16 protein-coding genes are annotated in these 15,885 nt (G+C 36.8%); all 16 read left to right on the top strand.

What is annotated here, in order from left to right; all coding sequences use genetic code 11:
* Positions 1-522 precede the first annotated feature (522 nt).
* The gene (acnD, locus tag A9J31_RS09760) at positions 523-3,141 is read left to right on the top strand and encodes a Fe/S-dependent 2-methylisocitrate dehydratase AcnD (RefSeq protein WP_067764867.1); all 2,619 of its coding nucleotides are present in this window, start codon (positions 523-525) and stop codon (positions 3,139-3,141) included.
* 77 nt (positions 3,142-3,218) lie between these two features.
* Positions 3,219-4,859, top strand: coding sequence for an AAA family ATPase (locus A9J31_RS09755; protein ID WP_067764864.1), 1,641 nt, complete (start codon positions 3,219-3,221; stop codon positions 4,857-4,859).
* 1 nt (position 4,860) lies between these two features.
* Entirely contained in the window at positions 4,861-5,745 is an 885-nt protein-coding gene (locus A9J31_RS09750) for a hypothetical protein (RefSeq protein WP_067764862.1), read from the top strand.
* A gap of 566 nt (positions 5,746-6,311) precedes the next feature.
* Complete coding sequence (locus A9J31_RS15775) at positions 6,312-6,455, top strand: zinc ribbon-containing protein (RefSeq protein ID WP_081410307.1); 144 nt, start codon at positions 6,312-6,314, stop codon at positions 6,453-6,455.
* Between the two features lie 123 nt (positions 6,456-6,578).
* The gene (locus A9J31_RS09740) at positions 6,579-7,154 is read left to right on the top strand and encodes a DUF4126 domain-containing protein (protein ID WP_067764859.1); all 576 of its coding nucleotides are present in this window, start codon (positions 6,579-6,581) and stop codon (positions 7,152-7,154) included.
* A gap of 161 nt (positions 7,155-7,315) precedes the next feature.
* A complete protein-coding gene (locus A9J31_RS09735; RefSeq protein WP_067764856.1) occupies positions 7,316-7,801 on the top strand; it encodes a DUF2569 domain-containing protein in 486 nt (161 codons plus the stop codon).
* A gap of 262 nt (positions 7,802-8,063) precedes the next feature.
* A complete protein-coding gene (locus A9J31_RS09730) occupies positions 8,064-8,270 on the top strand; it encodes a hypothetical protein (RefSeq protein WP_067764853.1) in 207 nt (68 codons plus the stop codon).
* Between the two features lie 132 nt (positions 8,271-8,402).
* On the top strand, positions 8,403-8,660 hold the full coding sequence (locus tag A9J31_RS09725; RefSeq protein WP_067764850.1) for a hypothetical protein: 258 nt from the start codon (positions 8,403-8,405) through the stop codon (positions 8,658-8,660).
* A gap of 319 nt (positions 8,661-8,979) precedes the next feature.
* A complete protein-coding gene (locus A9J31_RS09720) occupies positions 8,980-9,681 on the top strand; it encodes a DUF1003 domain-containing protein (protein WP_067764847.1) in 702 nt (233 codons plus the stop codon).
* Between the two features lie 1,220 nt (positions 9,682-10,901).
* Entirely contained in the window at positions 10,902-11,360 is a 459-nt protein-coding gene (locus tag A9J31_RS15875; RefSeq protein WP_067764844.1) for a DNA-binding protein, read from the top strand.
* Between the two features lie 96 nt (positions 11,361-11,456).
* Entirely contained in the window at positions 11,457-12,122 is a 666-nt protein-coding gene (locus A9J31_RS09710; RefSeq protein WP_067764841.1) for a pseudouridine synthase, read from the top strand.
* Positions 12,123-12,612: 490 nt separating this feature from the next.
* Positions 12,613-13,548, top strand: coding sequence for an SNIPE associated domain-containing protein (locus A9J31_RS09705; protein WP_067764838.1), 936 nt, complete (start codon positions 12,613-12,615; stop codon positions 13,546-13,548).
* 138 nt (positions 13,549-13,686) lie between these two features.
* Positions 13,687-14,067, top strand: coding sequence for a ribonuclease E inhibitor RraB (locus A9J31_RS09700; RefSeq protein WP_067764835.1), 381 nt, complete (start codon positions 13,687-13,689; stop codon positions 14,065-14,067).
* A gap of 312 nt (positions 14,068-14,379) precedes the next feature.
* Entirely contained in the window at positions 14,380-14,826 is a 447-nt protein-coding gene (locus A9J31_RS09695; protein ID WP_067764832.1) for an SRPBCC family protein, read from the top strand.
* Positions 14,827-14,865: 39 nt separating this feature from the next.
* Positions 14,866-15,231, top strand: coding sequence for a DUF488 domain-containing protein (locus A9J31_RS09690; protein WP_067765038.1), 366 nt, complete (start codon positions 14,866-14,868; stop codon positions 15,229-15,231).
* A 178-nt stretch (positions 15,232-15,409) separates the two neighbouring features.
* Entirely contained in the window at positions 15,410-15,751 is a 342-nt protein-coding gene (locus A9J31_RS09685; RefSeq protein WP_067764829.1) for a zinc ribbon domain-containing protein YjdM, read from the top strand.
* Positions 15,752-15,885: the final 134 nt, after the last annotated feature.

Genomic DNA, 15,885 nt, shown 5'->3' with positions numbered 1-15,885 from the left:
CACGATGATTGGCGTCATAAAACCAACTCCTGTCAGGAGTACGCTTCATATTATCGGGGAGGGGTAAAGTCTGAATCTATCCCTGCAAATAGGGATTAATATGCGATTTGATCAGAAGATTAGGTATTTAATGTGCTTTGTGTCACGCTTAAATTAATGCTGAAATTTTGTGTATTTACAGCTTTATTTTTAGAGTCGATGACAAGCTTAAAACAGCATCAAGCAATTTAAAAACTGAATGATATGCTTCGAGGTGTTGAATAAATATCCAGATTTTTTCTGCTTAGACTAAAGAATAATGAGAAAATTCCATGATTTTTCGATAAAAAATCAATTTAGAGCTTTAATTCTATCACTTATGTAACAATATATTTCAAAAACACCTATTTTTATACTTAAACATATGAAATATATAGGATTTGGGAAATGGACTTTCGACAGTGTAGTATGCCTTACGAACAAAGATGAATTGTCTTAAATAAAAGACAACGTAAAAAATGAAAGACCGAGGGCAGGAACGCTATGAACAACAACTACCGTAAACCACTGCAAGGCACCCAGTTAGAATATTTTGATGTGCGTGAAGCCGTTGAAAATATTGAGCAAGGCGCATATGCAAAACTACCATACACTTCAAAAGTCCTTGCAGAGCAGTTGGTTCGTAAATGTGATCCAGCCATTCTTGAGCAATCCTTAAAAGAGCTCATTTTCCGTAAACAAGACCACGACTTTCCATGGTATCCAGCACGTGTGGTGTGCCATGACATCTTAGGTCAAACGGCTTTAGTTGACCTTGCTGGTCTACGTGATGCGATTGCAGACCAAGGCGGTGACCCATCAAAAGTCAATCCTGTTGTGCCAACTCAGCTGATTGTTGACCACTCATTGGCAGTGGAATATGGCGGTTTTGATCCAGATGCATTCGAGAAAAACCGTGCCGTGGAAGACCGTCGTAATGAAGACCGTTTCCACTTTATTGAGTGGACCAAAACTGCATTTGAAAATGTCGATGTAATTCCTGCGGGTAACGGCATCATGCACCAAATCAACTTGGAGAAAATGTCTCCAGTGGTGCAAAACCGTGAAGGCGTGGCATTCCCTGATACTTGCGTCGGTACAGACTCACATACACCGCATACCGATGCTTTAGGCGTGATTTCTGTGGGTGTGGGTGGCTTAGAAGCTGAAAACGTGATGTTAGGTCGTGCGTCTTGGATGCGTCTACCAGATATTATTGGTGTAGAACTGGTTGGACAGCGTCAAGCAGGTATTACCGCAACAGATATCGTATTGGCTTTAACTGAGTTTTTACGTAAAGAGCGTGTAGTCGGTGCGTACCTTGAATTCTTCGGTGAAGGTGCAGACAGCATGTCTGTGGGCGACCGCGCAACCATTTCGAACATGACCCCTGAATATGGCGCAACTGCGGCAATGTTCTACATCGACCAAAACACCATTGATTATCTGACGTTAACAGGCCGTGAAGCAGATCAGGTGAAATTGGTTGAAACCTATGCCAAAGAAATTGGTCTTTGGGCGTCTGATATGACAGCGGCAGAATACCCGCGTGTACTACGTTTCGATTTATCACAAGTCACTCGTAACATTGCAGGGCCATCAAACCCGCATGCACGAGTATCGACTGCGGATTTAAAAGCCAAAGGCATTGCAGGCAATTTAGAGGCTGCACGTGCGCAAGAAGCTGAAGGCTTAATGCCAGATGGCGCGGTGATTATTGCAGCCATTACTTCATGTACCAACACCTCAAACCCACGTAATACTGTTGCGGCAGGTTTGCTTGCTCGTAAGGCGAATGAGCTTGGCTTAGTGCGTAAACCTTGGGTGAAATCATCATTTGCACCGGGTTCTAAAGCAGCGGCTTTGTACCTAGAAGAAGCAGGCGTATTGGGTGACCTTGAGAAACTAGGTTTTGGTATCGTGGCGTACGCATGTACAACCTGTAACGGGATGTCAGGCGCGCTCGATCCAGTAATTCAGCAAGAAATTATTGACCGTGACTTATATGCTACAGCGGTGCTTTCGGGTAACCGTAACTTTGACGGTCGTATCCATCCTTATGCTAAACAAGCGTTCTTGGCTTCGCCTCCGCTCGTTGTGGCGTACGCAATTGCAGGTACGATTCGTTTTGATATTGAAACGGATTCTTTAGGCAATGACAAAGACGGTAACCCTATTTACTTAAAAGATATTTGGCCGTCAGATGAAGAAATTGATGCACTGGTCAAAGTTGCTGTGAAACCTGAGCAATTTAAGAAAGTCTACATTCCAATGTTTGACTTGGGTGTGGCTGAAAAATCTGAAAGCCCGCTTTATGATTGGCGTCCGCAAAGTACTTATATTCGTCGCCCACCGTATTGGGAAGGGGCTTTGGCTGCACCACGTACATTAAGCAATATGCGTCCACTTGCAATCTTGCCAGATAACATCACCACCGACCATTTGTCTCCATCGAATGCGATTATGATGGACTCTGCTGCGGGTGAGTATCTGCACAAAATGGGCGTGCCTGAGGAAGACTTCAACTCTTACGCAACCCACCGCGGTGACCATTTGACGGCACAACGTGCAACATTTGCCAACCCGAAATTGTTTAATGAAATGGTGGTGCGTTCTGACGGTACCATCAAGCAAGGTTCAAAAGCGCGTGTAGAGCCGGAAGGCGAAGTGATGCGTATGTGGGAAGCGATTGAAACCTACATGAACCGAAAGCAACCGTTAATCATCATTGCCGGTAAAGACTATGGTCAAGGTTCAAGCCGTGACTGGGCTGCAAAAGGTGTGCGCCTTGCGGGTGTTGAGGTGATTGTTGCAGAAGGTTTTGAGCGTATTCACCGTACCAACTTGGTGGGTATGGGCGTGTTACCGCTAGAGTTTAAAGCAGGGACAGACCGTAAAACCTTAAAGCTGGATGGTACAGAGTTGTATAGCGTGATTGGTAATATTGCGCCGCGTTCGACTTTAACTTTGGTGATTGAGCGTGCGACAAACGACGGCAAGGAAGAAATTGTGAAAGTGCCTGTAACGTGTCGTTTAGATACCGAAGAAGAAGTTTCAGTATATGAAGCAGGCGGTGTATTGCAACGCTTTGCACAGGACTTTTTGGAAGGGAATGTGGCTTAAGATTTTAAGCTAAAAGTTATTGATTTTGTTGTAAAAAGACCCTACATTTATGTGGGGTTTTTAGATTTATATGAATTATGCAAGTTATTTATACTGAAAGTATTAGTACAAATTATCATGGTATCTTTTTAGCAAAAGATAATTATCGTACAGGGCATGATGAGCCTTGGGATGATTTTGATTATAAGGTTAAATTTAAGATTTATTATAAAAATAGCAAGCAGGATAGTGAGCAACTTTTAGGTTTCGTTAGAATACTGAAATTAGACATAAAAAATACTTTTGATTATTTTAAAAAATTCGGTATTCAACTTGATGAAAAAAATTTTGATGTTAGTAATTTACTTGATGAGACTACGATTAGTTTACCTTTGGAAGTAAATTTTTATAAAAAAGTAAGAGTTCTTTTTGAAAGTGATGATGAGAGAATTAATATTTTTTTTAATGCTATTAGAGATGCTAGTTACTTTATTGATGAGAAAGAGAAATTTTCAAAATTTGGAGGCTATTCTAGTACATTAATGAGAGAGGGTTCTACCTCAGAGGCTATCATTGAAAAAGGGTATCAAATATCACTAGGTAAGTCTTTAAATACCTCGAAATTTAGAGTTGATATTGCATTTGATGAGGATAAGTTTGATGATCTTGTTTTAGATTTTAATATTGAAAAAGAATATGGTGAGAGAAATATAAATTTATTAATTGGAAGAAACGGTTCGGGGAAAACCTATATTATTGATAATTTAATTAGAACTATTTTGGGGATGGGGGGGAAAAAAATTGATTACCCATATTTTAATAAAGTTTTAGTTTCTGCTTTTTCTCCATTTGAAAATTTTCTAACAGTCAATGATTTAAGTGATTTCTATAAATTAAAAAATACTGAAGGAACTCAAAAAAAGGTAAATAGAAATAAAAGAATACCTGTAAATAAATACAACTATATTGGTTTTAGAAATGAAGAGAATAAGTTTGATAAAAACCATCCGAAAAAAAGAAGTGTTGAAGCTATTTTAAGTATTATTAAATATGATGAAGATAATTTGTGGTGGGGTGAAATAAATAAAAAGAAATTACTGGAAGATACGTTGGGTTTAAGCATTGATTTTGATGGTATTTTTATTTTAAGCAAGAAGGGTGAATTCATATCAATAGATGAAATAAGTTTTTCTGACTCTACTCATTTAGATAAAAATAAGGGGCTTTTTTTTAAAAAGAAAAATGATGTTGTAGCTTTAAGCTCAGGTCAGGAAATATATTCTTATTTAATCCCAACCTTAATTAGTGAAATAGAAAGTGAGACATTATTACTAGTTGATGAGCCTGAATTGTATTTACATCCAGGGCTTGAACTTGGGTTGATGAAAATGCTTAAAAAATTATTAAAAGCTTTTAAATCATTTGCTGTAATCGCAACACATTCAAGCATCATTACCCGTGAAGTTGATAGGGAAGCTGTTAATATATTAAAAAGAGAAGGGAATTACACAACTATTACCTTACCAAGTATTCAAACTTATGGATCAGATATTGAGAGTATTATTGCAGAAGTATTTGAGGATGATCTTGAAACTAAAATTTATGAAGATGTAATTGATGAGTTGATAGATGAAGATGCTGGATTAAGTCTTGGGATCATAAATCAAGAGTTTGGTGATGCAGGTTTAGTTTATTTTATAAGCAAAAATAGTGATGAAAATATAGAGTTTGAAGATTAGTATGGATTTTTTGAATAGTTTTATTGATGATGGTACTGACTGGTGGGATTGTGCAATTCATACTGACTCCAAAAAGAAGAATAAGGGAGCATTAATCGCATTAAAACACGATATTTTTTCTCAGTATCTACTCTATGAGAGAGTTATTTCACTTCATCGTGATGATCCCAAAAAGCCAATTTTTATAAATGATGATAACAAAAAATTATTATTAGACTATTATAATAATCCTCCGGTTATGCTCAAAAGTAAACTTCAAACTAGAAGGAATAATACACTTAATATTTGTCCATATTGTGGTGATTTGGTGAGACCAAATACACTAGATCACTTTATCCCCAAAGAAAATTTTTCTCACTATGCTATTTTTCAAAATAATCTAGTTCCTCAGTGCAGAAAGTGTGCAAGTATAAAGAGTGGTAAATATTTTGAACCCACGCAGGGATGTCTTTTTGTCCATCCATTTTATAGTGATATTTTATCTAGAATAAAATATAAGATAACTTTATCTTTTGATTCATCTATTAATTCTATCCAAGTTGAAGATGTAAAGCTTAATACATCTAATCTAACAGCTATAGATAAAGAAAGGATTAGATGCCATTTGAAAGAACTACATGTCAAATCTAGAATTAATGAATATTGCATGAGAGAATTTAAGGAGTTAAGAAGAAAAGCGAAAAAGAATAGCTTTTCATTAGATGTGTTTATCTCTGGAAAACTTAGTATTACTAATGAAAATGGTCTCGATTGGTGTACTGCTTTCTATGAATCTTTAAATTCATGTAATGAGGCAAAGGAATTTTTGAATAAATTGATAGCACAAACCTCGACTAGGAGAGGTTCATTAACCTGTAGAGATATTGAAGTATTCGATTTTGAATAAAATTTATGAATAATTATTATTTGAAAAAAACTGAAAATGCCAAAAAATCCCCCGAACAAAAAGCCGAAGAAGAACGTCGCTATATTTTGGCAAGCGATGCTTCCAATACAGCCACTTGAACATTTTTAACAGATCTCAATCAGGCTATTCGTGTTACTACTGCTATCAATGCAGATATCCTTGAGCGCTTTGCAAACGACAAATTTTGGGGCGTACGCATAGAAGTCGTAAATCATCCAAATGTCAGTGATGCAACATTAATTAGATTATTAGAAGCCAAAGTCAGTAAACGCGGTGTCGTTCATCACGCAGCATATAAAAAATTGATGGAGCGATGTGTCAAAATAGATGAAGATATGAAGCTAGATGTAAATAAATAATAATAAGATATTGAATAATAATATTTATTTAACTTTTAGAATGTCTAAAATCAAGGTACAGGAAAATTTCCACACGAAATTATGCTTTGCCTAAATGCCATTATCAATTGTCGAAATGACCAATAGACAATCATCACGATAGGGGTATACTGATTGCACCATTTCTAAAACACATGGAGAACAAAAATGGTTACTGCTGGTCAAAAACCCGGAACAGGCTTCTATTTTTGTGTCAAATGCGGCCACCGCACCTACTTAGAAATTGGTACTGATCGTTTACCACCGTGTACCAAATGCCAAGGCAATCAATTTAACAATAAGAATGCCTAAGCTGCAAAACACTAACAGTTACCCGCTGTTAAGAAAGAAAAGCCCTATCACTCGATAGGGCTTTTTTGTTAATTTATCTTTAAGCATAAAAATATAAAAACCATTTCAACGGTGAGGTCACACATGGAAACAATCTTAGGTTTATGTATCGGCGTAGGGCTTAGTGCAGCCTGTGGCTTCCGTGTATTTGTACCCTTATTAGTGATGAGCGTTGCATCCCTCATGGGCTGGTTCGAACCGATGAAAGGTTTTGAATGGCTTGCAATGCCTGCGGTATGCATGGGACTTGCAGTTGCGACCGTTTGTGAAATTGCTGCTTATTACATACCGTGGGTAGATAATGCCTTAGACACAGTTTCAACACCGGCAGCCATGATTGCAGGGACATTAGCCACCATGGCTGTAAGTAGCGGGGAAATGTCACAGTTTGCCAGTTGGGCAGCTGCGATTATCGTTGGTGGCGGTACAGCAACAGCAGTACAAATGAGCACCGTAGCAGCGCGAGGTGTTTCCACAGTCACTACAGGTGGTATAGCCAATCCTGTCATTTCAACAGGTGAATGGATTGGGGCATTGGTGTTATCTGTATTGAGTTTCTTACTTCCATTTTTTGTCGTGGTATTAGTTGTTTGTATCGTAATTTGGTTAGTACGTCGGATTCGTATGAAACGCAATGAAAATCCTGCCACGCCGCTTTAAGTTTGTAACGCTAATGCCAGCATGATCATTTTGATTAAAAATACCTATATCCCATCGGCGTAGTTAAAGATGGGATTTTTTATTGCTTAATATCAATACAAGATTGCTTTAAAACTGTCCACTGACTAAGATCACGCCAGATTAAAACGATGTAGATAAAAATGAATAAACAGGAAGAATTAACAGGTCTGGGTGGATGGCTCATTTTGGTGGGCATTGGTGTGATTTTGTCACCCATCACATTATTGGTCGATGGCTATGCCTTGCTAGAATTTTTTAAAGAAGGGGGTATTGATCTACTCAGCGATCCAACGTCAGAAATTTATCATCCCAGTTTGTTATATTTCATTTATGCCGAGTGTGCGGTAAATGTGGTGCTGCTGGTTTGTTCCTTGTATGCCGTCTATTTGTATTTTTCAAAACACTTTCGCTTTCCAAAATTTTATATTGGCTTAATGATTGGCTATTTATTGATTTTACTTATTGACTGCATGGTTTCCGATTATCTAGTCCCTCAAGAAACCGCTTTTGATGATGAGACAATCATAGAGTTAGCTAAGAGCGCTTTACGTTGTGTCATTTGGGTACCGTATTTACTTTTGTCTGTACGAGTTAAAAATACCTTTGTGCAGTATGCAAAGGAATGATGATAGCGATCATCACGAATTTAAAAGCTTAAACAGAACAAAGCGCCGTCCAATGAATTGGACGGTGAATTGACTGATATTGCTTTAAGCTATGAATAAATAAGTATAAAAAACAAATTAAAAAAACAAATATTGATTGATTTTTACACATTAAAGGCATAATTTTAGTATGTGATTAATTAAATCCATAATATTTGTATGGGTATTGATTCATTCTTTATTTGTGGTTGAACTTTATAAAAATATTCAGGGGGAACGGCGAATGATCAAATTTATTGTAGATGAAAAAGAATCAGGCAATGGTTCGCATTTGATTCATAACGGAACGAAAGGGTGCGAAGACATGCCATTGTTTGATGATCAAATATTGATTGGATACTTTGCCAATTATGAGCTGGCGTACAAGCGGGCACGTATGAATTGGCCGAGAGAAAAAGTCGTCGGCTGTACCAAATGTTGTGGTGAATAATTTCATTCATAGCTTGATCATTATTAGGCACGCATATTTGGCCTAAATTTTGCAAAATCATTGCTCCTAGGGTTAAAGCATTCATTTTCGGGTGGATGTTTTAATTCAATCCTGTAAAAAGTGGAGTGTGCAATGACAACGACTGAAATGATGACAGCCAAGTATCCTGCAAAAGCACATGCGTATGCTGCATGGCCACTCGTGCTTATTTTTATTGGCGGTGCGATTGGCCTGGTTTACGGCGTTATGGCCTATCTTATTAATCTAAAAATATATGTTTCAGAACTTTCAAAATTGAACAAAATTTTGGCCAATTTACTCTGTGGTATGTCTGCATGCAGCGCTTGGTGGTTTACTGCACAATTGGTGCAGCGTAGTTTGTTGGGATGAGTTCAATTGACTCAAAAACGTTCCTACTTTTGGGTTTAATCAAATAGAACTGTAATTCAAGCACGCTTATAAAACATAATATGAATGCGCTGCTAGATTGTGGTGCATTTTGCTGCTTCTACTATTACCGTAATTTTTTGCATTTTTAAGTCATCTATTCAATACATCATTTTAGTAGTTGCCACTGTAAAGATAAATATTCATGCCATGAAAGCGTAGTTTTTAAGTTTCGAATGCTACATTGAGATAGATTCAATATTTGAACAATCAAAATTTAAATGAATAAACTCCATGGATCGCGCAGCGAGGCTCAATTCAAATGAATGGAAAAGTAGAATGCCGTACATGCTTGGTGTGTAAAAAGAGTTTTCCTGTTAAACATTTAATTCCAATGGCGACGGTACGTAAAGTCATTACAGAACAAATTACACATGATTATCTAGAGTTTAATAGTGACGACTTTATTTGTCAGCGTGAACTAACGCAATATCGCATGCAATATGTGCAGTCGATTTTACATATGGAACAGGGTGAGGTTTCAAACTTAGAATACGAAGTGCTGAATAGTATGAAACAGCACGAACTGATCAGTAAAAACGTTGAAGGGCAGTTGGAACAGAAGTGGACTTTCGGTGAGCGCCTCGCCGATAAGATTGCTACTTTTGGCGGCAGCTGGGCATTTCTCATTTGTTTTAGTGCATTTTTAGCAGTGTGGATATTGGTCAATACTGTGGTGATGGTGAAACATCCAGCCGATCCATATCCTTTTATTCTGCTAAATTTGATGTTGTCATGTTTAGCTGCGATACAAGCACCCATTATTATGATGAGTCAAAACCGTCAGGAAGCGAAAGACCGGATGCGTTCTGAAAATGACTATCAGGTGAATTTGAAAGCTGAACTTGAAATTCGTCATCTACATGAAAAAATTGATCATCTATTAATGCACCAATGGGATCGCTTGGCTAAAATTCAAGAAATACAATTAGACCTGCTGTCAGAAATGAGTAAAAAGAAATAATAGTTCAATTTTTAAAGATGGAAAATCGAGATGAATATAAGGCGTATTGAAGAAAATATTCCTTATAAATGTGTTTTTAGTGCAATAAAAAGATTAAAAAATCAGGCTAAAGGTAAAAAATACTACAAGAGCGGAATGCTGCGAAAAATATTTCTGAATTTTAAAAAAATTCTAAAATCTTAGGAAATTAATCCCGATGCATCTTAGTTAAAGTATCTCTCAAGGGTGTGAAAGAGATTGAAAAGAGTAGCATGCTGTCAGTGGTGCAAAACACGCGTACAGTACTCACCCAAAAGGTCTCGATTCAGCTTAGGACGCTATAAATCAAAAGTTTATAGGCTATAAGATCATAACTTACAAAGTGATGATAGTTGAAGTAAACATACTGTTTTCTCTTACACCACCCTAAAAATACAACAATAATTATTCTGCATTTCATCTTTTACAAAAAATCTTTCTGTGATTTTTGCTTTATTGTTTATTTTCTTCTTTAATTTTTCTCCTATCTAAAATGCCTCATCATAGATATATCAATCTTTTTATATTTTTTCGCTATCAACTATTTAAGCTGAAAATGGCCTCAATTTATTGATGCAAAGTAAGGCTTGGATATGTATGAGTAACGATGCTTAGACGTACTCAGCATTTGATTTCATCAAATTTAAAAAATGATAAGAACTTTTAAAACGTCTACGGCTATCTAAAGTGGCCCATTACGGACTTTTTCATTTCCAAAAATCATGATTTAAAATTCAATAGCGAATAATAAAAAGTCGCGATAAAACTGAATTTTTGCATCAAAAATGGCATGAAAATGATAGTTGTGATACAAATTTTATAAATTTATAAAAATTATGAAAAATATTTTCAAAAATAGTGAAATTAGCCAGATTTTGGGGAAACAATCCCTCTATCAAGTCACTACTATATATCTCAAGGGTGTTACAGAGATTGAAAAGAGTAGCATGCTGTCAGCGGTGCAAAACACGCGTACAGTACTCACCCAAAAGGTCTCGATTCAGCTTAGGACGCTATAAATCAAAAGTTTATAGGCTATAAGATCATAACTTACAAAGTGATGATAGTTGAAGTAAACAACACTGTTTTCTCTTACACCCTAAAAAATTCTTTTTAGAAAATAAAAAATAATAAAAACATTAATTTATTCGATTATAAACACACTATGATGATGCTCTTCTATTCACTTTAAATCCTTCATTATGCGTTATCTTGATCGACTGATTGAACATTGTATACAAGCAAAAAACGTTCTACCTGAGCATATATTTGAATTTACAACGTTGGAACAATTGCCCAGTCATGGACGCTTTATTTATGTCATCCAACAGATTGAAGGAGACATCAATACAACTTTTCAGCAATTTCAAAATTTTCGATTACTTAAAACGCATGCCTGCGCAAAATTAAATCGCCCAAGTCAGGTTCTATATGTAGGCTCTTCACGCCACAGTATTCGGAATAGATTGGCACAGCATTTGGGCTTCGGGCATAAAAGTACTTACGCATTACATTTAAATCAATGGTTTCAAGGCCAATATGAAATAACGATTCATCAATATGCCGATACACTTCCCGCTGAAGTGCTGCAATTGATTGAAGACGATCTTGCTGATCAATTACAGCCGGCATTTGGTAAATCAGGAGCCAACAATAAATAGCCTATCTTTAAGTGTAGAAACAGCTAAAAGCAAAGATTGACAGGGTTTGGCTCAATTGTTATTTTGCCGCCATTCTCCCATTTTGCTGTATTGTTCATGCCATTAGATCCGCACTTTGTTTATGCACCACCTCAAGGCCCACTTCGAATTTTATATGAAGATGAGGATTTGGTGATTATTGAAAAACCTGCGGAATTGCTTTCTGTGCCTGGGCGTTTACCTGAACATCATGACAGTGCATATTTACGTGTGCTTGAACGCTATCCAGCAGCGAAAATTACCCATCGTCTAGATATGGCAACATCGGGTATTTTAATGTTTGCAAAACATCGTGATGCGGAAGTTGCGGTCAGTAAAATGTTTCAAGCGCGTACCGTACAAAAGCAATATGTAGCTTTGGTACAAGGGCAATTAGAGGGGACGGGTAGTGTAGAAGTTCCTCTCATCACTGATTGGGAAAATCGTCCGCGCCAAATGGTGCATTTTGAATTGGGTAAGCCATCGAAAACACTCTATCAAGCTGTAGATTATGATGAAGTGAATGATATTAGTCGCGTGTTATTGACACCAGTGACAGGGCGTTCTCATCAACTTCGTGTGCATATGATGCATATTGGACATCCAATTACAGGCGATCAGCTTTATCATCCAAATGCTAAATTGAGTCAGCTAGGGCGAATGGCTTTGCATGCCAGCGATTTGAGTTTTACTCAGCCACTATCAAAGCTACCAATTCATATTCATTGCGCACCTGATTTTTGATGAAAAATCACTCGAAAATGCATCAGTAGGCAATTCAAGGTACCGACTGAGAGCATTATTTTGTCTTTTTCTTTGTCATATCTTATATGACTTAACTGTCAAAATTTGAGTTTTAAGTTTGGGTTAATTTTTTAAATATCCCCAATTCTAGGGATATATAAATATGCAAAAAGCATTTATATAAAATGTGAATTATTGCGGTAATTTGAAAACATTCTATGTAACTATTAGTAAATAATAAAAAATATTAATCATCACTTAATTAGAGTGTTATGAAACATTTCAATTGAATTCTTTCAACTTAACAAGGTTATAAATACAAACAAATACAATAGCTTAATAATTGAAGAGTTGGAATGTTTTTAATCGTAAAAATATACGAATGCATATTATTTCTGTTAGTATGAATTGTGATTTATTTTTATTTTATTGTAATTTTTAGTTTAAAAAATTCAATATTACTTTTTTTGCTGATTTTGAGGATTAGAGAATGTTAAACATTGCTTTGATCATCCTTGTTATTATATTGCTTATACTATTATTGTTAGTATTTAGCCGTAAGGCGAGCAATGATAAAAATCTTGCGTCTTTGCAAGAGAACCTAGACCGTGCGCGTTTAAAACTTGCTGAAACAGAAGCACAGCAAGATGATTTGAAATTTGAAATTAGCCAACTGCGTATTCAAAACAGTGGACTTAAGGTTCAAGTCGATAAAGTCAGTAAATATCAGCATATTGCTGAGGTTGAACAGTATGTTGAACATCGTGCTTTACAGGCAGATGGCTTGGTGGAAGTCACTAAAATTAATGCAGACATAATGCTGCAAGACATCAAATCACATATCGATGAAGTTCGACATTTCTTAGCGCAATATCAAGAAAAGGCAAAAACACGGACGCAGGAAAAAGCCCGTGAAGAATTAAAAAGTTTGTATCACCAAGTTGTTGAGCAACAGCAACTACAAAATGTCATTAATGCGCTTGAACATAAAGTACAAGGCTATAAAGGCAAGTTCTTTTTACCTGTTCAACAGGTCCTTGATGAACTCATTGCCGGTTTTGATGAGTCTGATGCGGTACAAAGTTTATTGGCGGTACGCTGTAAAATGTTGGATGCAGCTGAACAACAGCAAACGGCAACATGCAATTATGTCGATGAAGACCGTCGCCTTGCAGCCATCCACTTGTTCACTTTGGTGTTAAATAGTCGTGCAGATTTATATTTGGCTCAGTTAACCGTAGATAACTTGGGTGAATCACTACAAGCCTTAAAAGACGATTACACCTTACTGAATGCACACGGTGCAAACTTTAGTCAGGCGCAGGTGTTGGAGTCATATTTAAATTTACGTTTGGAAGAGTTAAAACTTGCTGCAATTGTGATGCAGCTTAAACAAGCTAATTCTGCTGTTGACCTGGCTGTATAATTTAATAATCTATGAATAAGGCTTTTTCTATGAAAGCCTTTTTTATGCTGAAAATATGTTTTAGTGCTGCAAATTGCAACAATTATCCGTTAATCTATAGCCGCAGAATAAAATTTATCCAAAATAAGGAACAGCATCATGTCGCGTGATTTTAAACAATTTCCTGATGATGATAACGGTAATGTGCTGTGGCAAATGCAGCAAGATGGGGATGACTTAAGCGTACCGCATGAGATTGAATATTCGATTGCATTTTCAAGCCAAGCCTTAGCAGAACAGTGTGCGCTGTTCTTGCTCAAAGAAGAGCAAAAAATTTCTTTGTTCCAAGATGAAGAATCTGATCGGGTAGAATGGATTATTACCATTTATGTGTACATGGAGCCTGACTATGAAGATATCGTCGATCTTGAACAGTGGTTTATGAAGATTGCTGAACAAAACTCTGGTGAATATGACGGTTGGGGCTGTATGGCGTATATTTATGAAGATGATGACTTTGAAGAAGAATCCATTAACTAAGCCATAACGGGCGAAGTGATCAAAGCGTTTTCGCAAAAAAATTATTGAATAGAATATAGATAAAAGCATCAAGCCCAGTGTTCGCCACTGGGTTTTGATTAATAAGTATCTCAATTCAATAGAGTAAATTTCTTAGAACATATTAAGCACTGGATGCTTTGTAATATGAATGAGCTGTAACAGCATTTGCACTTTTATTCAGTTAATCGATGAACTTCTGGGTGAAGCCTTTTAAAACCGTGTAGTGACAGTATGTCGCAAAATATATAATGAGATATCGTAGAACATAGAAGAATAAGAATGGAGAACAATATGAGCAACACTATACGCTTACATCGTGTGTTTAGCGCACCGCCAGAACGCGTATATCGTGCATTAGTTGAGCCAGATGCGCTGGTAAAATGGATGGCACCACATGGTTTTACGGCACATATAGAGCATTCTGATGTACGTACGGGTGGTTCCTATCGCATGTCATTTCAAAACTTTACCACAGGTACGCGTCACTCATTCCATGGTGTTTATCATGAAGTGATTCCTAATAAACTGCTACGTTATACCGACCGTTTTGACACACCTGAATTGGCTGGTGAAATTGAAGTAACAGTACGTTTAGAGGAAGTTTCAGTTGGTACAGAGTTACTGATCACTCAAGTAGGTGTACCGAATGTCATTCCACCAGATGCATGCTATTTAGGATGGCAGGAGTCTTTGCAACTGTTGTCTTTTTTAGTTAATCCTGCAATTCCAGATGAATAATTTGAAGTTGGAAAGGTAAAGTGGATAGAGGAGTTCATGGTGCCGATACAAATTAAACGGATTTATGAGCCTGCAAGTCCTGCCGATGGTAAGCGCATATTGGTCGATCGTTTATGGCCGCGTGGTATGAGTAAAGAAAGTGCTCAAATTGATTTATGGCCTAAAGAGCTGACCCCATCGACAGCGTTACGCCGTTGGTTTCATCAAGATGATGCCATGGAAAGTCGTTGGGATGAATTTAGAACGCGTTATCGAGTTGAGCTCGAGACGCAATCTCAAGCGATTATTACACTACGGGAATTACTCAAGAAGCAATCGCTGACCTTATTAACAGCTGCAAAAAATATGCAGCACAATCATGCGACATTCTTGCGTGAGCTAATACTTGATGAACTAGATGAATGACTTCCGATAGAGTTCTATTCACTGAAGATAGTTCCGAAATACTTATACAAATGATCTAGCTGCATCGCCACGATAATAAAACCCTATCTTAAATAAGGTTTTTAATATTCTGACAAATATAAAAATGTTATATTGATATTTTGAGCACAATTGTTGCTCATGTTTTTTGAGGTTTTTTATGTCTTTACCTAATTGTCCCCAATGTAATTCAGAATACACATATAACGATGGCGATTTATTGATTTGCCCAGAGTGCGCACACGAGTGGAAAGAGGGTGAATCTACTGTAGAAGAGCAAGTGCTTATTAAAGATGCTAATGGTAATCTTTTGGCTGATGGTGACACTGTGACTGTTGTAAAAGATTTGAAGATTAAAGGTTCATCTTCTGTTGTTAAAGTGGGCACCAAAGTCAAAAATATTCGTTTGCTGACTGATGCGAGTGATGGACATGATATCGATTGTAAAATTGATGGGATTGGTGCGATGAAGCTTAAGTCAGAGTATGTGAAAAAAGTCTAAAACGAAATTTGTAATCGATCATCAAGTGATCTGTGTAAACCGATAGATCCAAGCCTTGTTTTAAACAAGGCTTGGATAAAACTAAAACAATAGATATATCTTTTTCGTATGAAGCATATTTCTTGCATTGTTCT

Origin of the sequence: Acinetobacter gandensis, assembly GCF_001678755.1 — a bacterium.
GTDB classification, from domain to species: Bacteria; Pseudomonadota; Gammaproteobacteria; order Pseudomonadales; family Moraxellaceae; genus Acinetobacter; species Acinetobacter gandensis.
This window is presented reverse-complemented; position numbering and strand designations above follow the sequence as displayed.

Coding starts and splice junctions, on each gene's coding strand:
- A9J31_RS09685 (WP_067764829.1), top strand. CDS start 15,410: ATGTCTTTACCTAATTGTCCCCAATGTAATTCAGAATACACATATAAC.
- A9J31_RS09710 (WP_067764841.1), top strand. CDS start 11,457: ATGCCATTAGATCCGCACTTTGTTTATGCACCACCTCAAGGCCCACTT.
- A9J31_RS09750 (WP_067764862.1), top strand. CDS start 4,861: ATGGATTTTTTGAATAGTTTTATTGATGATGGTACTGACTGGTGGGAT.
- A9J31_RS09720 (WP_067764847.1), top strand. CDS start 8,980: ATGAATGGAAAAGTAGAATGCCGTACATGCTTGGTGTGTAAAAAGAGT.
- acnD (WP_067764867.1), top strand. CDS start 523: ATGAACAACAACTACCGTAAACCACTGCAAGGCACCCAGTTAGAATAT.
- A9J31_RS09755 (WP_067764864.1), top strand. CDS start 3,219: ATGCAAGTTATTTATACTGAAAGTATTAGTACAAATTATCATGGTATC.
- A9J31_RS15775 (WP_081410307.1), top strand. CDS start 6,312: ATGGTTACTGCTGGTCAAAAACCCGGAACAGGCTTCTATTTTTGTGTC.
- A9J31_RS09705 (WP_067764838.1), top strand. CDS start 12,613: ATGTTAAACATTGCTTTGATCATCCTTGTTATTATATTGCTTATACTA.
- A9J31_RS09725 (WP_067764850.1), top strand. CDS start 8,403: ATGACAACGACTGAAATGATGACAGCCAAGTATCCTGCAAAAGCACAT.
- A9J31_RS09730 (WP_067764853.1), top strand. CDS start 8,064: ATGATCAAATTTATTGTAGATGAAAAAGAATCAGGCAATGGTTCGCAT.
- A9J31_RS09700 (WP_067764835.1), top strand. CDS start 13,687: ATGTCGCGTGATTTTAAACAATTTCCTGATGATGATAACGGTAATGTG.
- A9J31_RS15875 (WP_067764844.1), top strand. CDS start 10,902: ATGCGTTATCTTGATCGACTGATTGAACATTGTATACAAGCAAAAAAC.
- A9J31_RS09695 (WP_067764832.1), top strand. CDS start 14,380: ATGAGCAACACTATACGCTTACATCGTGTGTTTAGCGCACCGCCAGAA.
- A9J31_RS09735 (WP_067764856.1), top strand. CDS start 7,316: ATGAATAAACAGGAAGAATTAACAGGTCTGGGTGGATGGCTCATTTTG.
- A9J31_RS09740 (WP_067764859.1), top strand. CDS start 6,579: ATGGAAACAATCTTAGGTTTATGTATCGGCGTAGGGCTTAGTGCAGCC.